Source organism: Microbacterium sp. JZ101, from assembly GCF_053903175.1.
Map to the genome: position 1 here is coordinate 2,432,191 of NZ_CP096400.1, position 19,744 is coordinate 2,451,934.

16 protein-coding genes are annotated in these 19,744 nt (G+C 70.9%); 8 read left to right on the top strand and 8 right to left on the bottom strand.

Features of this window, described 5'->3' with window-relative positions; translation table 11 throughout:
• Positions 1-122 precede the first annotated feature (122 nt).
• Together M1D56_RS11300 and M1D56_RS11305 are read left to right on the top strand one after the other, a co-directional pair.
• The gene (locus M1D56_RS11300; protein ID WP_456283631.1) at positions 123-1,769 is read left to right on the top strand and encodes a glycosyltransferase; all 1,647 of its coding nucleotides are present in this window, start codon (positions 123-125) and stop codon (positions 1,767-1,769) included.
• Between the two features lie 8 nt (positions 1,770-1,777).
• Positions 1,778-3,814 (top strand): acyltransferase family protein, encoded by a 2,037-nt coding sequence (locus tag M1D56_RS11305; RefSeq protein ID WP_456283632.1) that lies wholly within the window; start codon positions 1,778-1,780, stop codon positions 3,812-3,814.
• 4 nt (positions 3,815-3,818) lie between these two features.
• On the opposite strand, the gene M1D56_RS11310 is transcribed toward M1D56_RS11305, so the two are convergent.
• Genes M1D56_RS11310 through M1D56_RS11325 form a run of 4 tightly spaced genes read right to left on the bottom strand, consistent with a single transcriptional unit; the run spans position 3,819 to position 7,767 of the window.
• Positions 3,819-5,222, bottom strand: coding sequence for a glycosyltransferase 61 family protein (locus M1D56_RS11310; RefSeq protein WP_456283633.1), 1,404 nt, complete (start codon positions 5,220-5,222; stop codon positions 3,819-3,821).
• 27 nt (positions 5,223-5,249) lie between these two features.
• Entirely contained in the window at positions 5,250-5,996 is a 747-nt protein-coding gene (locus tag M1D56_RS11315) for an ABC transporter ATP-binding protein (RefSeq protein WP_271172841.1), read from the bottom strand.
• Positions 5,996-6,793 (bottom strand): ABC transporter permease, encoded by a 798-nt coding sequence (locus M1D56_RS11320; RefSeq protein ID WP_271172842.1) that lies wholly within the window; start codon positions 6,791-6,793, stop codon positions 5,996-5,998. The genes M1D56_RS11315 and M1D56_RS11320 overlap by 1 nt, the downstream gene beginning before the upstream one ends.
• Positions 6,790-7,767 (bottom strand): glycosyltransferase, encoded by a 978-nt coding sequence (locus tag M1D56_RS11325; RefSeq protein ID WP_271172843.1) that lies wholly within the window; start codon positions 7,765-7,767, stop codon positions 6,790-6,792. Before M1D56_RS11325 ends, M1D56_RS11320 begins: the two co-directional genes overlap by 4 nt.
• Before the next feature lie 133 nt (positions 7,768-7,900).
• On the opposite strand from M1D56_RS11325, the gene M1D56_RS11330 reads away from it, so the two are divergent.
• Positions 7,901-8,362: a GtrA family protein gene (locus M1D56_RS11330; RefSeq protein ID WP_421074329.1), complete on the top strand. Its 462-nt coding sequence runs from the start codon at positions 7,901-7,903 to the stop codon at positions 8,360-8,362.
• Between the two features lie 201 nt (positions 8,363-8,563).
• Here M1D56_RS11330 and M1D56_RS11335 read toward each other — a convergent pair whose 3' ends face one another.
• Both M1D56_RS11335 and glf read right to left on the bottom strand, forming a co-directional pair.
• Entirely contained in the window at positions 8,564-10,615 is a 2,052-nt protein-coding gene (locus M1D56_RS11335) for a DUF6541 family protein (protein WP_456283634.1), read from the bottom strand.
• Between the two features lie 28 nt (positions 10,616-10,643).
• The gene (gene glf / locus M1D56_RS11340) at positions 10,644-11,783 is read right to left on the bottom strand and encodes a UDP-galactopyranose mutase (RefSeq protein ID WP_324014260.1); all 1,140 of its coding nucleotides are present in this window, start codon (positions 11,781-11,783) and stop codon (positions 10,644-10,646) included.
• A 96-nt stretch (positions 11,784-11,879) separates the two neighbouring features.
• Here glf and M1D56_RS11345 point away from each other — a divergent pair, with 96 nt between their 5' ends.
• Genes M1D56_RS11345 through M1D56_RS11355 form a run of 3 tightly spaced genes read left to right on the top strand, consistent with a single transcriptional unit; the run spans position 11,880 to position 14,145 of the window.
• Positions 11,880-12,365 (top strand): GtrA family protein, encoded by a 486-nt coding sequence (locus M1D56_RS11345; protein ID WP_271172847.1) that lies wholly within the window; start codon positions 11,880-11,882, stop codon positions 12,363-12,365.
• On the top strand, positions 12,362-13,192 hold the full coding sequence (locus M1D56_RS11350; protein ID WP_456283635.1) for a glycosyltransferase family 2 protein: 831 nt from the start codon (positions 12,362-12,364) through the stop codon (positions 13,190-13,192). The genes M1D56_RS11345 and M1D56_RS11350 overlap by 4 nt, the downstream gene beginning before the upstream one ends.
• Positions 13,189-14,145 (top strand): glycosyltransferase family 2 protein, encoded by a 957-nt coding sequence (locus M1D56_RS11355; protein ID WP_271172849.1) that lies wholly within the window; start codon positions 13,189-13,191, stop codon positions 14,143-14,145. The genes M1D56_RS11350 and M1D56_RS11355 overlap by 4 nt, the downstream gene beginning before the upstream one ends.
• Here the strand turns inward: M1D56_RS11355 and M1D56_RS11360 are convergent.
• Both M1D56_RS11360 and M1D56_RS11365 read right to left on the bottom strand, forming a co-directional pair.
• On the bottom strand, positions 14,100-16,292 hold the full coding sequence (locus M1D56_RS11360; protein WP_456283636.1) for a hypothetical protein: 2,193 nt from the start codon (positions 16,290-16,292) through the stop codon (positions 14,100-14,102). The genes M1D56_RS11355 and M1D56_RS11360 overlap by 46 nt on opposite strands.
• Positions 16,293-16,368: 76 nt before the next feature.
• Positions 16,369-17,706, bottom strand: coding sequence for an MFS transporter (locus M1D56_RS11365; protein WP_271172851.1), 1,338 nt, complete (start codon positions 17,704-17,706; stop codon positions 16,369-16,371).
• A gap of 161 nt (positions 17,707-17,867) precedes the next feature.
• Here M1D56_RS11365 and rfbA point away from each other — a divergent pair, with 161 nt between their 5' ends.
• Both rfbA and rfbB read left to right on the top strand, forming a co-directional pair.
• Positions 17,868-18,737: a glucose-1-phosphate thymidylyltransferase RfbA gene (gene rfbA, locus M1D56_RS11370; RefSeq protein WP_456283637.1), complete on the top strand. Its 870-nt coding sequence runs from the start codon at positions 17,868-17,870 to the stop codon at positions 18,735-18,737.
• 5 nt (positions 18,738-18,742) lie between these two features.
• Positions 18,743-19,741, top strand: a complete 999-nt coding sequence (rfbB, locus tag M1D56_RS11375) for a dTDP-glucose 4,6-dehydratase (protein ID WP_324014256.1) — start codon at positions 18,743-18,745, stop codon at positions 19,739-19,741.
• Positions 19,742-19,744: the final 3 nt, after the last annotated feature.

Below are 19,744 nucleotides of genomic sequence, written 5' to 3' on the forward strand. Positions count from 1 at the left end.
GCGGACGGATGGCCGCGAGCGCGGCGCGAGGAGTCTATCGTGCGCGCCTTTCGTCCCCGTGAGAGCGCGTCCGGCGGGCCGCGTCCACCGCTCTCGGAGAAAGCGCACCGTAGAATGACGCGGTGACCAGGCCCGCCGCATCCCCCGAGCCCGCCCCGATCGTCTACCAGAACCAGTGGCGCGACGTCTTCGACGGCACGCTCCCCGACGGCTGGGAGCCGACGAAGTCCGTCTCCGTCGTCATCGCGTCGTACAACAGCAAGACTCTGCCGCTCACGCTCGCGTCGCTCGCCGCGCAGGACTACCCCGAGGACCTGCTCGAGGTCGTCGTCGTGGACGACGGCAGCGAGCCGCCCGTCGAGCTCGGCGAGGTCGTGCCGAAGAACATCCGCCTCATCCGCGTCGAGGAGGGCTGGGGCCGCTCCAACGCGACCGACATCGGCATCAAGGCCACGTCGGGCGACATCATCTACTGGGTCGACTCCGACATGATCCTGTTCCGCGACAACGTGCGCCAGCACGCGAAGTGGGCGCACTTCATCCCCGAGGCGGCCACGATCGGCAACAAGGGCTTCATCGAGGAGTGGGACTACACCCCCGAGACGGTGTACGAGAAGGTCCTCGACGGCACGATCGGCGACGACTACGACCGCGCGACGCTGCACGAGCACTGGTCCATCCAGATCTTCCGCGACACGGACGACCTCAACACGTCGCACGGCCGCAACTACTCGACGCACATGGGCGCGTGCGCCTCGGTCACGCGCGAGGTCTACGACCGCACGTTCGGGCAGGACACCCGTCTCCACCTGGGCGAGGACACCGAGATCGCCTACCAGCTCTGGCAGGCCGGCGCCGTCTTCATCCCCGTCGAGGAGGCGCTCACGTGGCACCTCGGCCGCGGCACGGTGCAGGACCACGCGGTCAAGGTGGCCTGGCACAACGACGTGCACTTCGCCCAGCGCATGCCGATCCCGCGCTACCGCCGCAAGGCCGACAACCGCATCTGGGAGGTGCCGCTCGTCAAGGTCGTCGTCGAGGTGACCCCCGAGACCGCGTACCTCGCCCGCAACTGCGTCGACCGCATCCTCAACAGCACCCTCACCGACGTGCACGTCGTGCTCGTCGGCCCGTGGTCGCAGCTCCACGAGGGCCGGCGGAAGATGCTCGCCGACCCGCTGAACGAGCTCTACCTCGTGCGCGAGTGGCTGCGCACCGACAACCGCGTGATCTTCGCGGAGGAGGTGCCCGAGACGGTGTTCCCGGCCCCGTACCGCGTCGACCTGCCGATCACGGTGGGCGTCACGAGCGACAGCCTGATGCAGATGTACCGCCAGATCGACGGCAACCGACTGGGCGCGGTGCGCTACTTCACGCCCGGTCACACGAAGGACGACTCCGTGACGATCTGGGACTCGGCCGCTGTGGCCCGCGCCAAGCGGTACCTGCGCGAGGGCGACGCGATCGAGGACCTCGTCGACCGGGTCTGGGGCTTCCAGTGGGGCTCGAACGACACGGCGCAGCTCATCGACCTCCGCGAGGCCGACCTCTCGGAGCGCGTGACGCGCGTCGACCCGCGGGTCGCCGAGCTCGAGGCCGAGGTCGCCGCGCTGCGCGCGCGCATCGCGCCGCCGCCGTCGCTCGCGCGTCAGATCGCCCAGCGGCTCAACGCCGCATCGGGCGGGCGGCTCGCTCCCGTCGTCCGCGGCGTCAACGCCCGGCTCGGCGGCGCGCCCGCCGCGGCCATCCGGCGTCTGCGCCGAGGCTGATCGAGCGGATGACGTCCCGCACAGACGCATCGCATCAGTCCGGCTTCCGCCCGGACATCCAGGCGCTCCGCGCGATCGCGGTGCTCAGCGTCCTCCTCTACCACCTGTGGCCGAATCGGCTGACGGGCGGCTTCGTCGGGGTCGACGTCTTCTTCGTCATCAGCGGCTACCTCATCACCTCGCACCTCGTCCGCGAGCGCGAGAAGACGGGGCGGATCGCGGTGGCGCGGTTCTGGGCGCGACGCGCGGTGCGCCTTCTCCCCGCGTCGCTCCTCACCCTCGCGGCGACCGCGGTGGGCGTCCTGCTGTGGGTGCCGCGCTCGCTGTGGGACCAGTTCCTCGGCGAGGTCGGCGCGGCGGCGCTGTACGTGCAGAACTGGCGCCTGCTGTTCGACAGCGTCGACTACCTCGCGGCCGACAACCAGCCCTCCCCCGTGCAGCACTTCTGGACCCTGTCGGTCGAGGAGCAGTTCTACGTCGCCCTGCCGCTCCTGCTCATCGCCGCCATGGCGCTCCTGCGCCGCGTCGCGTGGCGGAAGGTCGCCGTCGGCGTGCTCGCCACGGCGACCGCCGCCTCGTTCGCATACAGCCTGTGGCTCACCGCCTGGTCGGCGAGCGAGGCCTACTTCTCCACGCTCACCCGCGCATGGGAGTTCGGCGTCGGCGCCCTCGCGGCCTTCCTCCCGCTCATCGCCTGGCGCGCGATGTCGAACGCGCTCGCCGTCGCCGGCGTCGCGCTGATCGCTGTGAGCACGGTCGCGCTGTCGGGCACCACGCCGTTCCCGGGCGCGGCGGCGCTGCTGCCCGTCGTGGGCACGGCCCTCGTCGTGTGGGCGGGCGGCGGCTCGTTCCTCGCGCCGGTCGGGGCCGCGCGCCCCGTCGCGTTCACGGGCGCCGTGTCGTACGCCGTGTACCTCTGGCACTGGCCGCTCATCGTGCTGCTCCCCTACGCCACGGGGCATCCGCTGACGACCGTCGAGAAGGTCGCGATCGCGGCCGCGGCGTTCACCCTCGCGTGGGCGTCGACGCGCTTCATCGAGAACCCGGTCCGCCTCTCGCCGAGCCTGCTCGCACGTCGCCGGCCCCGCACGGTCGCGGCGTGGGCCGCGGCCGGCATGGCCTGCGTGCTCGTGTTCCCCGTGGCGGCGTCGGCGACCCTCCGCGCGGAGGAGGAGCGCGTGCTCGCGGCCACCGAGTCGCTCGTCGAGACTCTGCCCGACTGCTTCGGCGCGCAGGCGATGGACCCCGAGCTCGCACCGTGCGAGAACCCCGAGCTCGACGCCTACCCGCTCGTGCCCGCTCCGATGGACGCGGCGAGCGACGACGCCAACCGCGACGCGTGCTGGTCCGGCCCGGATGAGACCGTGCTGCGCGTCTGCTCCCTCGGACCCGACGCCGACTGGGACCGGCACCTCATGGTGATCGGCGACTCCCACAGCAACGTGTTCGTGGGCGCCTACGCGCGCATCGCCGAGGAGCGCAACTGGCGCATCGACATCGCGGGGCACGGCGGCTGCTACTGGACGGACGCCCTCGTCGAGCGCTCGACGCCCGTGTCGACCGACGCGTGCACCGCGTGGCGCGGCGAGATCGCGGACTACGTGGCGGAGAGCACCGACGGGATCGATGCGTTCGTCGTGACGCGCTCGTCCGATGGACGGGACGCGGATGCGACCACGGTCGACGGCATGGTGTCGGCGTGGGGCGCGCGTCCGGATCCGACCGTGCCCGTGATCGCGATCCGCGACAATCCCCGCATGCCGGCTGAGACCATCCAGTGCATCGAGGCGGATCCGGAGACCGCGAACGAGAGGTGCGCGCAGCCTGCCGACGCCGTGCTGCACGACGACGGGCAGACTGCGGCGGCGGAGCGCGACCCGAATGCCACGGTCATCGATCTGACCGAGTTCTACTGCGCCGACGGCACGTGCCCTGTCGTCATCGGCGGAGTCGTCGTCTATCGCGACGGGCACCACCTGACGGCGACCTACGCGGCGACCCTCGAGCCCTATCTCTCCGAGCGGCTCGCGGCCGCGCTCGGCTGACGCCTCAGCCGCGCGCGACCGTCCACGCGGTCTCGCCGCCGGCGCGCTCGTGGCGCACGACCGTGCCCTCGCGCTCGCGCAGCGCGGCGGCGGCCTCCCGCCCCGCGGCGTCGTCGTCGAGCACCCACACGGTGTCGGCGGTCGCGAACTCGGCGGACGCGTCGACGTCGCGGAGCACCTCCTCCGCCGTCTCCCCCGCGATGCGGATGAGGTCGTACGTCCCCGGCGTCTCGACGAACAGCTCCCGGTAGCGTGCGAGCGGGAGCTCGTCGACACGGCCCTCGAGCGTCCGATAGGCGCGGGGGTCCTCCTCGAGGCGCGTGCTGACGACGAGCACCGTGCGCGCACCCGACGTCGCGGCCGCGAACGCCGTGCGCGCGCCGACCTCGAGCAGGCGCTGCACCTTCCGCTCGCGCGCGATCGCGGCGGCCGCCCGGTCGCCCGCCCGCGGCGCGAGCGGGAACGCCCGCGGCACCTCGAGCGCGTCGAGCAGGGCCACGGCGCTGCGCGACAGCTTCGTGACGTCGCGTCCCTCCGCGTGGAGGATCCGCTCGCCCGCGAGCGAGTGGAAGCGCTGATCGACATCGCGCGCCTCGCCGATCGTGCGGAAGTTCCTGTGCTCGGGCCCGCGGCGACGCACGACCTCGAAGCGCCGCGCGCCGACATCCGCGAGCAGGAGGATCGCGTGGAACGCGGATCCTTCCTCTCCCCCGATCACCTCGGCGCGCGAGATCTGGTCGAGCTGCTCGCGCACCGACATCCGCTCGGGATTCACGACCGTCCATCCCGCCGCCCGCAGATGCCGCTCGGCCGCGTCGGACCCGAGGTCGCGGATGCCCGAGTCGATCGCGCCGCGCGAGAGCCACAGGCGGCGGCCCCGCTCGGCGGATGGGCCGCGGTGCTGCGCGAGGAAACGCGCGTGATCGGGGTGGATCCAGTCGTCGTAGCGGTAGCCGATGTCGGGCACGTGGAGCGTGCGGAACCGCGTCGGGCGGGTGATGAAGCGGATCGGGTTGCGGACGCCCAGGATGTCCAGGATCTCGCGCTGCCAGGGGCGGAAGGACTCCCGGTCGCCCCAGGTCTGCGCCGCCGTCCACACGATCGGCACGTCGGGGGCGGCGGATGCCGCCGACAGGCGCGCGAGGCTCTCGAGCAGGAAGTGGCCGAAGTGCATGTGGAGATCGCCGGCGTAGATCGCCTCCGGCACGTCGGCGTCCTCGATGTCGACCAGGAGCTCGAGCGGGACCGGCGATCCGCGCAAGCCGGAGCGCCGGTCCGTCACGGTGCCGTCGACGTAGCGCCCGGACGCGTCGAAAACCCCCATGAGCAGCTCGCCCGGACGGTCCTCGCGCACGACGACCGGGGAGACGACGGCGTCGGAGACGACGCGGGCGGAGAGCGGTTCCATTCCGTTCACCCTACCGGCGGTGCCCGGTCAGACCGGGTTGTCGGCGTTGTACGCGGCGACGACGTCGTCGATCGGCGCGTCCATGACGAGCGCGTGATCGCGGATGTAGAGGCCGCGCGTGCAGAAGCGCCGCAGGTCGCGTTCGCTGTGGCTCACGAAGAACAGGGTGCGCCCCGACGCGAGCAGCTCGTCGATGCGGGCGTAGCACTTGGCGCGGAAGGCCTTGTCGCCGACCGCGAGCACCTCGTCCACGAGCAGGATGGGCTCGTCGAGCTGCGACACGACGGAGAACGCGAGGCGCACCTTCATGCCGTTCGAGAGGTGCTTGTAGGGGGTGTCCTGGAAGTCCTCGAGCTCGGCGAAGGCGATGATGTCGTCGTAGCGGGCCGCGATGTGGGCACGGCTCATGCCGTGGAGTCCCGCCGTGAGGCGGACGTTCTCGCGCACCGTGAGGTCGCCGACGAAGCCTCCCGTGATCTCGATGAGCGGGGCGACCCCGCCGCGCACGACGACCGATCCCTCGTCGGGCAGCAGGACCCCCGCGACGAGCTTGAGGAGCGTGGACTTGCCCTGGCCGTTGCGGCCGACGACGCCGATGGACTCGCCGGGGCGCACGCGGAAGGAGACGTCCCGCAGGGCCCAGAACTCGTCCTTGGGCGCGCGCCGCGAGGCGCTCGCGAACATCGACTTGATGCTGCGCCGCCCGCGCCGGTTCCGCCGGAACCGCACGCCGAGACCGTCGACCTCGATCGCGTAGGCGTCGTCGCGCTTCATCACAGCTCCTTCAGCAGCGGACGCTCGAGGCGGCGGAAGGTGAGGATGCCGACGCCGAGGAACAGCAGGCTCATGAGCGCTCCCGCGACGACCGCGAAGGTGTCCCACTGGCCGGGGAAGAAGCCCACGCGGTACAGCGTGAAGATGCCCGCGAGCGGATTGAGCGCGCCGAGGTCGCTCACGGCACCGGGCAGGTCGCCGATCCCGTAGATGATCGGCGACGCGTAGAAGAGCACACGGAGGATCAGGCGGGTGGTGCGCTCGAGGTCGGAGAAGAGGACGCACAGCGGCGCGACGAGGAGCCCGAGCCCCACGAGCAGCACCGTCTGCAGGAGCACCCCGACCGGGAAGAGCAGCAGCTGCCATCCGACCGTCGCGCCCGCGGCGACCGCGAACAGCACGAGGACCGGGAGCGAGCACAGGAACTCGACGCCCTTGCTCAGCACGATGCGGTTGATCCAGATCGAGCGGGGGATGGAGGTCGAGCGGACGAGCTTGGCGTCCTTGTTGAAGGCGCGCGTGAAGTCGGTGACGGCCGCGTTGAACCAGACCCACGGCAGCAGCGCGGTCATGAGGAACACGATGTACGGCTCCTCGCCGACCCGGCCGCCTCGATGGAAGACCTGCGTGAAGACGAACCAGTAGATGAGGCTCATCACGAGCGGATCGAGGATCGACCACAGGTAGCCGAGCCAGCTCGTCGCGTAGCGCACCTTGAGGTCCCGCGCCGAGAGCAGCCACAGCGAGTGGAGGTAGCGCCGCGGCGTGCCCGGCGCACCGACGACGCCCGAGCTCACGACGCGGTGCCCCTGAGCAGCGGGGGCTCGGATCCCGACGTGTCGGCCGCGGCGGGCGCGCTGTACTGCAGGTAGATGAGGCGGCTCTGCTCGCGCCGTGCCCTGAGCACGCCGTCGAGCACGAAGCCCACGGTCCAGGCGAGGGCGCCGGCGAGGCCGAAGCCGACCGCGAGGACCGCGGTCGGGAAGCGGGGCACGAGTCCGGTCTGCGCGAACTCCACGACGAGCGGGATGCCCAGGACGACGCCGACGAGCATCGCGACCGCACCCAGAAGGCCGTAGAAGAGGAGCGGCCGCTCGTAGCGGATGAGCTGGACGATGAGCGAGAGGATGCGGAATCCGTCGTGGTACGTGCGGAGCTTGCTCTCGCTGCCGGCGGGCCGGTCGCGGAAGCCGACGTGCACCTCGGTCTGCGGGACACGGATGCTCATGACGTGCACCGTCAGCTCGGTCTCGATCTCGAACTCGCGCGACGCCGCGGGGAAGCTCTTCACGAAGCGCCGCGACATGACCCGGTAGCCCGAGAGCATGTCGCTGACCTCGGAGCCGAAGATGCCTCCGACGAGCCAGTTGAAGCCGCGGTTGCCGAGCTCGTGCCCGGGACGGTACGCGGTCTCGGTCTTCTGGTCGCGCACGCCGAGGACGTGGTCGTACGGCCCCTCCTGCAGCGTGCGGATCATCTCGGGCAGCGCGGCGGCGTCGTACGTGTCGTCGCCGTCGATCATGACGTAGATGTCGGCGTCGACGTCGGCGAAGGCGCGGCGCACGACGTTGCCCTTGCCTTTGCGCTCTTCGCGGCGAACGATCGCGCCGGCCTCGCGCGCGACCTCGGCTGTCCGATCGGAGCTGTTGTTGTCGTAGACGTAGACCGTCATGCCCGGGACGGCGGCGCGGAGATCGCGGACGACCTTCCCGACCGCGAGCTCCTCGTTGTAGCAGGGGACGATCGCGGCGATGACAGGGGACGACGTCATGGAGAGCACTTTCGGCGACGTAGGATCTTCGATGGACCGCATGGCGCCGAGACGGCCGCCGTCGGAGCCGGTTCAGGCTAACACGCGGCTCTGCCGAAACCCCTCGGCACACGCCGCCCTCACGAGGAGCACGATGCACGCGAACGCGGCGACCCGGAAGGCCAAGCAGGCGGGGGCCTTCCTCGTCATCGGCGGTCTCGCGTTCCTCGTCGATGCGGGCGTCTACAACCTGCTCGTGTTCTGGGTGACCGGCGACGGGCCGATGCACGGACAGCCGCTGGCCGCCAAGATCATCTCGATCGTCGTGGCGTCCCTCGTGACGTACGTCGGGAACCGGTACTGGACCTTCTCCGACCGGCATCTGCCGCACCGCTTCTCGCGCTACGCGATCTTCGTGCTGTGCAACCTCATCGCGATCGGCCTCCAGCTCGGCTGCCTCGCGTTCTCGCGCTACGTGCTGGGTCTCGACGACGTCGTCGCCGACAACATCTCGGGAACCCTGATCGGGCAGACCCTCGCGACCGCGTTCCGCTTCCTCACGTACGACCGGTTCGTGTTCCCGCACGAGGAGCCCTCCCCCGCCCCGCGCCCGTAGCGGGTCACGATCGCGCGCCAGGGGGTCGCATGTCTCACTCCCCGCCGGAATCCACCGCCAAATCCCGCCGCGAACGAGACACGCCGACCCCCACGTGTCTCACTCGACGAGGGAATCCGGGGCGAAAACGCGCCGCGAGTGAGACATGCAGGAGCGTGCGAGCATGCCGGTCCCGGGGGACGCGGCTGACCTGCCCCGCAGCTACTCCGCGGGCAGCGGGCCGCAGCGGTCGATGCGGTAGAGCGTCGACTCGCCGTCCGTCGCGACCTCCGTGAAGAGTCCCGCCTCCACCGCGGCGTGCGGTCCGGGGAAGTGATTGCCCGCGGGGTCTCCTCCCCCGAACTCGTGCGGGTTGTAGAGCACGTGCCGCACGCGGAGGGCATCGAGCGCGCGGCACACCGCCGGGTCACTGTCGATGTCCATGAGGCCCCACGCGAGCGTCTGACGCAGCGGATCCCACTGTCCGTTGACGTGCGGGAAGACCGGCTCGCGTCCGGCGTACAGCTGGGTCAGCGCCGAGCCGTCCCACGGGTCGCCGAGCACACGCTCGCCCGCGGGCACCTCCTCGGCCACCTCGTGGTCCATGAAGTCGATCTGCTTCTGAGACACGACCTCCCACTGCGCTCGCTCGTCGGGCATCGCGAACACGTCCGCGATCGCCGATGTCGTTCCGGTGAGGGCGAGCCCCGCCGCCGACACCACGGCGACGGCCAGCGCGAGCGGCGCGGCGAGGCGCGCGAGCGCTCGACGGGATCCGCCCGTCCGGATGGCGCGCTCGGCCGGGAGGGCCCGGCGCGCGAGCGCGAGCGCGCCGAGCGTCGCGAGAGGGACGGCGACGACGGGCAGCGCGGCCGCGAGGCGGAGGCGGTCCTTGTACCAGACCCCCGTCGCGAGCTTCGCGATGACGCCGTCCGAACCGGCGGCGAGAACGAACAGGGCAGCGACGAGCACGAAGGCGACGACGAGCCACCGCGTGCGCCGGGTGCGGAGCGCGACCCCGGCGCCGACGATGACGAGGAACGCGAGGAAGGGCGCGACCGTCGTCACCGCGCCGCCCTCCCCCGTCATCGCCTGCAGCGTGAGAACCTGCACGACGCCCTCCCAGATGCCCTGCACCGCCTGCGCCTGCGGGCCGGAGAGGCGGCTCTCGATCGGCTCGTCGAGGAGCCCGAACCGCAGGATGGCGATCGCGAGCGCCGCCGCCGACAGCGCGACGCCGCCGACGACGCCCGCGACGAGCACGATGACCGCGCGGCGGCGCGCGCGCCCGCCGCGTCGACGGGCGCGCGCGAACGCGTCGCCGAGAACCCACGCGACGAACGGGATGCCGATGAGCGCCCACGTCGGGAGGACCCGCGGATGAGCCACGGCGAGCGCCCCGACGGACAGGCAGCCCGACAGCGCCGCGAGCATGACGGCGCGTCCCCGCTTCCCGGGTCGCGCGAGCGCGACGCCCCGGACGGCGAGGACCGACAGCGCGACCGCCGCGGGGAGCAGCGCGTGCGCGAGGCCCGTGGGGTAGATCGTGCCCCACGAGAGCAGCGCGTAGGGGAACGCGCCGAAGGCGGCGCCGAGCGGGAGCGCGACGAGGGCGACGGTTCCCGTGGAGCGCCCTGGGAGCGCGACCTGGGCGAGCCAGGCGACCCCGGGCAGCCAGACGAGCGCCTGCACGGCGAGCCATGCGGCGTTGAACGCGACGGGAACCGGCACGCCGCTCCCCTGCACCGTCATCACGACGAGCGCGTGCCACGCCGACGGGTAGTACGCGATCCCCGTCGCGCCCGTCTCGATGAGCGAGCGCAGCGTGAGGGGCGAGGCCGAGAACCCGTCCAGGATGGCCGACACGGCCGAGAGGTGGAAGACGTTGTCGTAGGTCTGCGAGATCCGAGACGGGTCCGGCACCCCCGCGAACGCGACGACGCCGACGATCGCGCCGGCGAGGGCCCACACCGCGGCGAGCGCGCGCGGCGGGATGGCCGCGCCCGTCACGACGAGGTCGGGATGCGCGCGCCGGACGAGGAGGGATGCCGCGAGCCCGACGAGCGCGACGGCGAGCACCTGCACGACATGGAACGGCGCCCCGAGCGCGCCGAACACCGCCGCCGCGACGCCCGCGCAGCACACGCTCGCGAGCGACGCCACCGCGACGCGCGCGACCGCGCCCATGCGCAGGGGCGCGGTCGCGATGAGCCCGGGTGCGAGCACGGCGAGGAGCGCCGACACGAGGGCCGGCGCGACGACGACCCAGCTCATCGGACTCCTGCCGTCAGGCGGGCGCGGGTCAGCCGTTCAGCTGGTTCTGCCACATCGACAGCGCCGACCCGATGGCCATGTGCATGTCGAGGTACTGGTACGTGCCGAGACGGCCGCCGAAGAACACGTCCTTCTCGCCCTTCGCGAGCTCGCGGTAGGCGAGCAGACGCGCGCGGTCCTCATCGGTGTTGACCGGGTAGTACGGCTCGTCGGCGCGCTCGGCGAAGCGCGAGTACTCGCGCATGATGACCGTCTTGTCGGTCGGGTACACGTCGGCGCGCTCGGGGTGGAAGTGCTTGAACTCGTGGATGCGCGTGAAGGGCACATCGGCATCCGGGTAGTTCATGACGCTCGTCCCCTGGAAGTCTCCGATGTCGAGGACCTCCTCCTCGAAGTCGAGCGTGCGCCAGCTCAGCGCGCCCTCGACGTCGTCGAAGTAGCGGTCGACCGGGCCCGTGTAGACGATCGGCACCTGGCCGACGAGCGCCTTCTTGTTGAGCGGCTGCGACTCGTCGAAGAAGTCGACGTTCAGCTTGACCTCGATGTTCGGGTGGTCGGCCATCCGCTCGAGCCACGCGGTGTAGCCGTCGGTCGGCAGGCCCTCGTGCGTGTCGTTGAAGTAGCGGTTGTCGTAGTTGTAGCGCACGGGGAGGCGGCTGATGATGTCGCCCGACAGCTTCTGCGGGTCGGTCTGCCACTGCTTCGCGGTGTAGTCGCGGAAGAACGCCTCGAACAGCGGGCGGCCGACGAGGGCGATGCCCTTCTCCTCGAAGTTGCGGGCCGTCTTGACGTCGAACTCGCCCGCCTGCTCCTTCACGAGGGCGCGCGCCTCGTCGGGCGAGTACGCGGCCTGGAAGAACTGGTTGATGGTGCCGAGGTTCACCGGCAGCGGGTACACGACGCCGTTGTGGTTCGTGTACACGCGGTGCACGTAGTTCGTGAACGTCGTGAAGCGGTTGACGTACTCCCACACCTTCTCGTTCGAGGTGTGGAAGAGGTGCGCCCCGTAGCGGTGCACCTCGATGCCCGTCGTGGCCTCGTTCTCGCTGTACGCGTTCCCGCCGATGTGGTGGCGGCGGTCGATGACCGTGACCTTGCGCCCGGCTGCTGCCGCGCGCTCCGCGATGGTGAGTCCGAAGAATCCGGAGCCGACGACGAGGAGATCCATCCGTGGTGCTCTTTCTCTCAAGGGGAAGGGCCCTGGCACGCTGTCGCGGCCTCCCCGAGTCTATGTGCATGCCCCTCGCGTATCCTGATGCCGCACATGAGCAACGAAGAATCCCCCGCCGAGACCGAGGCCATCGCCGGGATGAGCGGGCCGGATGGCCCGCTGCTGCGCCTCTTCCGCGACCGTCGCGTCGCCTTCCTGTTCGTCGGGGCCGTCAACACCGCGATCGGCTTCGCGTGGTTCGTGCTCTTCTCCCGTCTGTTCGAGGCCGGATGGCCGGGCGCCGCCTGGACGGTCTTCGCGGTCATCCTGTGCGCGCAGATCATGAGCACGCTCAGCGCGTTCGTCTTCTACCGGAAGCTCGTCTTCCGGGTGCGCGGCCACGTGTGGCTCGACTTCGCCCGGTTCCAGCTCGTGTACCTCGGGACGTTCATCCTCAACTTCGTCGTCGTGCCGCCGCTCAAGCTCTGGCTCGGCTGGCATGAGATCGTCGCGCAGCTCCTGTTCACGGTCGTGATCGCGTTCGCCAGCTGGTTCGGGCACAGCCGCTTCTCGTTCCACCGCAAGAAGGAGGACGCGTGACCGCTCCGCGCATCAGCGTGGTCATCCCCGCGTACAACAACGGCCGCACGCTCGGCGAGACGATGCGATCCGTGCTCGACCAGCAGGTCGACGGGCTCGAGCTCGTCGTCGCCGACCACGCGTCGTCGGACGACACATGGGATGTCATGCAGGGCTTCGCCGCCGACCCGCGCGTGACCCTGCTGCGCACGGAGGCCGGCGGCGGCGCCGCGCGCAACTGGAACCGCGTGACGGACGCCGCGACCGGCGCCTACCTCAAGCTCGTGTGCGGCGACGACGTCCTGCGGCCCGGCGTGCTCGCACGCCAGGCGCGGCTGCTCGAGCGGTCGGGCGCCGTCCTCACCGCCTGCAAGCGCGACATCATCGATGCCGAGGGCAAGGTGCTCATGGCCGGATGGGGCCTCACGGGGCTCGGCCGGCCCATGTCGGGCGGCGAGGCGCTCCGCCGCACCGTGCGCGCAGGCCGCAACCTCCTCGGCGAGCCCGCCTCCGTCATGATGCGCCGGGAGGCGTTCGCGGCCGCCGGCGGATGGCACGGCCGCTTCTCCTATCTGATCGACCTCGCGAGCTACGCCCGCGTGCTCGTCGGCGGCGGGTTCACGCCCGACACCGAGGTGGGCGCGACGTTCCGGATGAGCGACACGCAGTGGTCGGTCGCGCTCGTCGACGAGCAGACCGCGGAGGCGCGCGCCTTCCACGCCTGGCTGCGCGCCGAGCACCCCGACATCGTGACCGAGGCGGATCGGCGCATGGGCGACATCCGCGCCGGTCTCATGGCCCAGGCCCGGCGCATCTCGTACCGTGTCCTCAAGAGGAGGATGGGATGACCGTGCGCCGGCGCATCGCCTACGTGCTGCCGATCTACAACGAGGAGGGGAACATCCCCCTCCTGTACGAGCGCCTCGTCTCGGCCACGGCGCCGCTCGGCGACCGCTACGACGTCGAGTTCGTCTTCGTCGACGACGGCAGCCGCGACCGGTCGCTCGAGCTGCTGCGCGGACTGCGCGCGCAGGACCCTCGCGTCTCCGTGTACGCGCTCGCGCGCAACTACGGCCACCAGATCGCCGTGACGGCGGGCCTCGACGTCGCCGACGCCGACGCCGTGATCGTCATGGACAGCGACCTGCAGGACCCTCCCGAGGTCAGCCTCGAGCTCATCGAGCGGTGGGAGCACGGCGTCGACGTCGCCTACGCGCAGCGGCGCACGCGCGACGACGGCCTCTTCAAGCGCACGACGGCGCACGGCTTCTACTGGCTGCTGAGCAAGCTCTCGAGCGTGGACATCCCCCGCGACACGGGCGACTTCCGCCTCATGGACCGCCGGGTCGTCGAGGAGCTGCGCAAGCACCCCGAGCGCAACCGGTTCATCCGGGGGCTCGTCGCATCGATCGGGTTCCGCCAGGAGGCCGTCCTCTTCGACCGCGACGCGCGGCACGCGGGCGAGACCGGCTATCCCCTCCGGAAGATGCTCAAGCTCGCGGGCGACGGCATCTTCGGCTTCTCGACCGCGCCCCTCAAGCTCATCAGCCGCGTGGGCGGCGCGATGGCCGTCCTCGCGCTCCTGTGGACGATCTACCTCGTCATCGCGCGTCTCGTGAACCCGGAGTCGGTCATCGAGGGCTGGACCTACCTCGCGGCCGGGATGTTCCTCCTCGGCGGCGTGCAGATGCTCATGCTGGGGGTGCTCGGCAGCTACCTCGGCCGCATCTACGTCGAGGTGCAGGGCCGCCCGCTCTACGCCTTCGCGGTCGCCGAGGCCGGGCCCCCGCCCGCGCGCTGACGGAGGCGCGCCGCCCCGCGCCCGATGAGCCAGCCGAGGCCGATCGCCATCGCGAGGCCGTAGGCGCCCATGAGCAGCGGCCACGCGGGCGGGCGGAACGACACGGTCACCGTCTCGCCGGGCGCCACGTCCGTCGCGTCGACTGTGAGAAGCCAGCCCCGCAGCGGCTCTGCCTCCGCCGCGCCCGCGACGGCGTAGCCCGGGTACGGCAGACGGCTCAGCACCACGCGCCCGTCCTCGCCGGCCTCGTCGACCTCGAAGGACACCGACGTGTCGTCCTGCGCGGTCACCGTGACGCGCGTGTCGGGAGCCGTCCACACGACGCCGCCCGCGCTCGGCAGCGCCTCATCGCGCTCGAAGAGCCAGGTGTACTCGCCGTCAGCTGCGAGCGTCCATCCCTCGGGCGCCTCCGGCTGCTCGGGGTACGTGTCCTTCATCGCGACGATCGTGCTCACGCTCATGAGGTCGGCCACGCGCAGGCCCGTCTCCTCGTCGACCGACCACAGCGTCTCGAGGGCGTCCTCGCAGGTCTGCCCGCGCAGGTCGATGCAGAGGTCGTCGCCGAACGTCTCGAACGGCAGGACGGTGTAGAGGCTGCTCACCTCCGTCGGGCTGAAGTACCAGAGGTTGGCGAGCAGCCGCTCCGACCAGCTGTCGCGGTCCTGCCATCCGTCCTCCGCGTCGCCGACGACGATCGCGTCGCCGTGCGCGTCCGGGAGGACGGCCTGCAGGGCCGTCGCGCTGTCGGGCGCGCTGCGGCTCGGCAGCGGCGACTCGGGCAGGAAGCGCATCTGCCCCGCGGCGAAGACGGCCGTCACGATCATCGCCGCGACCACCGCGACGGTCGTGCGCCGTCGCACGCGGGGCGAGCGCGCGACCCATCGCAGCGCGACGAGCGCCGCGAGGGAGACGAGCGCGGCGGCTCCGATGGCCTTCCACGCGTACGGCCCGTTTCCCCAGGTCAGGACCGAGGTCACGGCGATGACGAGCGCCGAGAGCCAGAAGGCGCGGCGCGTCGCCCCCGCGGGGAAGCGGCGCGAGATCCCCACCGCGAAGAGCACGATGAGCACGATCGCGAGATACGGGATGAGACGCAGCGGCCAGCGGATCGGCCCCATGTGGCTCGGCCCCAGCACGAGCGCGAGCACGAGGCCGCCGAGCACGAAGAGCGGGATGGCGCGCCGCACGGCCGAGCGCGCGAGCGGCAGCGCGAGCGGGAAGAGCAGGAGCACCCACGCGATGTAGACGAGCGGACCGGGCGTGATGTCGCCGAACCAGGAGCGGATGGTCGCGCTCACCCAGGGACTCCCCGCCGACGCGAGGTCCGTGAGATCGGCGTTGAGGAACCCGAGGTTCTCGAACGGCGCGTTCCCGCGCTCCGTCACGGGCGCGGTGAGGACAGCGGGCAGGTACACGACGATCGTGAGCAGCGCGCCCCACGCCGAGGCGAGCAGGGTCCGCAGCACTCGGGGGCCGTCGCGGCGCACCGCATGGCGCACGAGCGACTCGACGAGCACGACGACGAGCATCATGACGCCGAACACGTAGCCGACCGTGATGAGCAGGTAGCTCGCGACGAGGTACGGCAGCGGCGAGCGGCGGTGCTCGACCGTGCGCCGCAGCGCCCACCACACCCACGGGAACAGCGCGACGTTGATGAGGTCGGTCGACCAGGACGCGGCGTCCATGTAGACGACGAAGCCGGACGACGGCACGAGCACGCCCGCGAGCGCCGCCCACGGACGGTGCGCGCCGAACTGGCGCGCGAGCAGGTAGACGCCCAGGGCGAGCACGACGAGGAACGCGAGCTTCACGCCGGTCGCGTGCGCGACCGGACTCTCGCTGAGCCGCGCCGTGACGGCGATGAGCCACGTCATGGGGTTGAGGAGGCCCCACTGGCCTTCGGCCCAGTAGTTGCCGGCCTGCCAGGCCGATGGGTCGAGCATCGGCAGGCGCCCCTGCAGGAGCTGGTCGCCGAGCTGCCACCACTGCCCCGCCGAGCCGCGCTCGGTGTCGTCGGAGAAGTAGAACCGCGGGGTCACGAGGAGCCGTGCGGCCGCGAGAGCGAGGGTCGCCAGGACGGTGAGAAGGGGCCAGCCCACCCGCTGCGCGCGCCGCCGTGCCCGATTCGTGCCGTCCGCCGTCATCTGTCCTCCGCTGCTCGCCCCGCCGCGCGGCGGGCCAGACTCGATGGTAGTGCGAGCGGCCGGGCGGACCCCGCGATCAGCGCGCAGGGCCCTCGAGCTCCTCGAGCGAGCGGCCGCGGGTCTCGCGGGTGAGGAGCGTCGCGAGCGCCGACACCGCGCAGATGGCGAACGTCACGGCGCCGATCGTGAGCGGCACGTTCTCCGTCCCAGGAGGGGCGATCGCCGTGAACAGCGACGGGAAGAACGCCGCCAGCATGAGCCCGATGTTCTGCGACACGGCGAAGCCGGTCACGCGGATGCGCGCGGGGAACTGCTCCTGGAAGAAGGTCGCGAAGGTCGCGTTCCACATCTGGAAGAAGATGCTCTGCACGATGACGACGAAGACGAACACGAGCACGAGGCTGCGCTGCTCCACGGCCCACAGGTACGCGACCGTGAGGAGGCCTCCGCCGAGCCCGCCCGCGACCATGAAGCCACGGCGTCCGAACCGGTCGGACAGGCCGCCGAAGATCGGGATGGTGAGGGCGGCGGTGAGATTGGCCACGAGCGTGACCCAGAGGAAGTCGCTCGTCGAGAACCCGATCCCGTACCCCTCCTGCGTCGCATACGACACGCCGAAGACGAGCGTGGCCATCCCGATCACGTTCGTGAACGTCATGAGGATGCAGCGGATCATGACCCACGGGTACGAGCGCAGGAGCTCCACGACGGGGAACCGGCGACGGACCTCGACGGCGCTCTCCGCGGAGAAGACGGGCGTCTCGTGCACGCCGCGGCGGATGAGGTATCCCGCGATGATGACGACGGCGCTGAGGAGGAACGGGATGCGCCATCCCCACGCGGCGAAGTCCTCCTCGCTGAGCACGGCCGCGAGCGGGAGCATCACACCGGTGGCGAGGATGGAGCCGATCTGGGTGCCCTGCAGCGTGAAGCTCGTGAAGAAGCCCCGTCGCGCGTCGGGCGAGTGCTCGACGACCATCGCCCCGGCGCCGCCCAGCTCTCCCGCGACGGCGAATCCCTGCACGAGGCGCAGGATGACGAGGAGGATCGGCGCGAGGACGCCCACCTGCGCGTACGTCGGGAGGAGGCCGACGAGCAGGGTCGAGAAGCCCATGAGCAGCATCGCGAGGATGAGGACGTTCTTGCGCCCGCGCCGGTCGCCCCAGGCGCCCAGCAGCACGGCGCCGACAGGGCGCGCGACGTAGCCGACCGCGTAGGTCGCGAGGGACGAGATGATGCCCACCGTCGGGTCGCCGGTCGGGAAGAACACGACCGGGAAGACGAGCGCCGCGGCCTGCGAGTAGAGCGCGAAGTCGTAGTACTCGAGGGCGCTGCCCACCCATGCGCTGAGGGCCGCCTTCTTCGGCTCCCGAACGATCCCGCTGTCGGCTTCGGCCTGCTTCGCTGCGCTCATGCCGTCACTCTCCTGTCCGCACTGACTCGCCGACCCGATCGTGGGTAAGCGTTTTCCATCGTAATGGAACGTTTCAATCGCGACAACTCGGGCGTCGGTGGGCGGTGCGGGCGACGGCGTCCGCCAGGGGTCACGGGGTCTCCTGTGTCACGATGGGCTGTGTGAAGGGCATCATTCTGGCGGGTGGGTCGGGGACGCGTCTGCATCCGGTGACGTTGGGCACGTCGAAGCAGCTGGTGCCGGTGTATGACAAGCCGATGGTGTACTACCCGCTGTCGACGCTGATGCTGGCGGGGATCCGGGAGATCCTGGTGATCACGACGCCGCATGATGCGGCCTCGTTCGAGCGTCTGCTGGGGGATGGGTCGCAGTTCGGGGTGTCGATCTCGTTCGCGGTGCAGCCGTCGCCGGATGGGCTGGCGCAGGCGTTCACGATCGGGGCGGATTTCATCGGCGATGACAAGGTCGCCCTCGTGCTGGGCGACAACCTGCTGTACGGGCCGGGGCTGGGCACGCAGCTGAAGCGGTTCGCGGACGTGGACGGGGCGGCGGTGTTCGCGTACTGGGTCGCGGAGCCGTCGGCGTACGGGGTGGTCGAGTTCGACGGGACGGGGCGGGCGGTGTCGCTGGAGGAGAAGCCCGCGCACCCGAAGTCGAACTACGCCATCCCCGGCCTGTACTTCTACGACAACGACGTCGTCGACATCGCCCGCGGGCTTCGGCCCTCCCCGCGGGGGGAGCTGGAGATCACGGACGTGAACGCCGCGTACCTGCGACAGGGGAAGCTGCGGGTGGAGGTGCTGCCGCGCGGGACCGCGTGGCTGGACACCGGCACGTTCGATCAGATGGCCGACGCGGGAGACTACGTCCGGACGATCGAGCGGCGCACCGGGTTGAAGATCGGGTCTCCGGAGGAGATCGGGTGGCGGCAGGGGTTCCTGTCCGACGACGACCTGCGTCAGCGGGCGCAGAAGCTGGTGAAGTCGGGGTACGGGGCGTACCTCCTCGAGGTCCTGGAACGGGGTAAGTGAGCATCGTGGGCACTCTTGTCGTCACCGGCGGGGCCGGTTTCATCGGATCGAACTTCGTCCACCACGTCATCGCGCACACCGACCACCGGGTGATCGTGCTGGACAAGCTCACCTACGCCGGCAACCCCGCCTCCCTGGCCGGGCTGCCCGAGGACCGCGTCGAGCTCGTCGTGGGCGACATCGCCGACGCGGACCTCGTCGACTCCCTGTTCGCCCGCGCCGACGCGGTCGTGCACTACGCCGCGGAGTCCCACAACGACAACTCCCTCAACGACCCCCGCCCGTTCCTGGACACCAACATCGTCGGCACCTACACGCTCCTGGAAGCCGCCCGCCGCCACGGCACCCGCTTCCACCACATCTCCACCGACGAGGTCTACGGCGACCTCGAGCTCGACGACCCGGCCCGGTTCACCGAGACCACCCCCTACAACCCCTCCTCCCCGTACTCGTCGACGAAGGCCGGCTCCGACCTGCTCGTGCGCGCGTGGGTGCGCTCGTTCGGGATCGCCGCGACCATCTCGAACTGCTCCAACAACTACGGCCCCTACCAGCACGTGGAGAAGTTCATCCCCCGCCAGATCACGAACATCATCCGCGGCATCCGCCCCAAGCTCTACGGCGCCGGGCAGAACGTGCGCGACTGGATCCACGCCGACGACCACTCCTCCGCCGTGCTCACGATCCTCGAGCACGGCCAGATCGGGCAGACCTACCTCATCGGCGCCGACGGCGAGAAGAACAACAAGGACGTCGTCGAGCTCATCCTCACCCTCATGGGCCAACCCCGAGACGCCTACGACCACGTCGCCGACCGCCCCGGCCACGACCTGCGCTACGCGATCGACTCCACCAAGCTCCGCACCGAACTCGGCTGGACCCCCCGCTACCAGGACTTCGAAGCAGGACTCGCCGCGACCATCGACTGGTACCGCGAGAACGAGACCTGGTGGGCACCCGCCAAAGACCACGTCGAAGCCTTCTACGCCTCGAAAGGACAGTGACCG

Bases quoted from the DNA above. Each gene is read 5' to 3' on its own strand.
- M1D56_RS11325 (WP_271172843.1), bottom strand. From the start codon at position 7,767: ATGACGTCGTCCCCTGTCATCGCCGCGATCGTCCCCTGCTACAACGAG.
- M1D56_RS11365 (WP_271172851.1), bottom strand. From the start codon at position 17,706: ATGAGCGCAGCGAAGCAGGCCGAAGCCGACAGCGGGATCGTTCGGGAG.
- M1D56_RS11345 (WP_271172847.1), top strand. From the start codon at position 11,880: ATGAGCAACGAAGAATCCCCCGCCGAGACCGAGGCCATCGCCGGGATG.
- M1D56_RS11310 (WP_456283633.1), bottom strand. From the start codon at position 5,222: ATGGAACCGCTCTCCGCCCGCGTCGTCTCCGACGCCGTCGTCTCCCCG.
- M1D56_RS11315 (WP_271172841.1), bottom strand. From the start codon at position 5,996: ATGAAGCGCGACGACGCCTACGCGATCGAGGTCGACGGTCTCGGCGTG.
- M1D56_RS11335 (WP_456283634.1), bottom strand. From the start codon at position 10,615: ATGAGCTGGGTCGTCGTCGCGCCGGCCCTCGTGTCGGCGCTCCTCGCC.
- M1D56_RS11355 (WP_271172849.1), top strand. From the start codon at position 13,189: ATGACCGTGCGCCGGCGCATCGCCTACGTGCTGCCGATCTACAACGAG.
- glf (WP_324014260.1), bottom strand. From the start codon at position 11,783: ATGGATCTCCTCGTCGTCGGCTCCGGATTCTTCGGACTCACCATCGCG.
- M1D56_RS11305 (WP_456283632.1), top strand. From the start codon at position 1,778: ATGACGTCCCGCACAGACGCATCGCATCAGTCCGGCTTCCGCCCGGAC.
- M1D56_RS11360 (WP_456283636.1), bottom strand. From the start codon at position 16,292: ATGACGGCGGACGGCACGAATCGGGCACGGCGGCGCGCGCAGCGGGTG.
- M1D56_RS11330 (WP_421074329.1), top strand. From the start codon at position 7,901: ATGCACGCGAACGCGGCGACCCGGAAGGCCAAGCAGGCGGGGGCCTTC.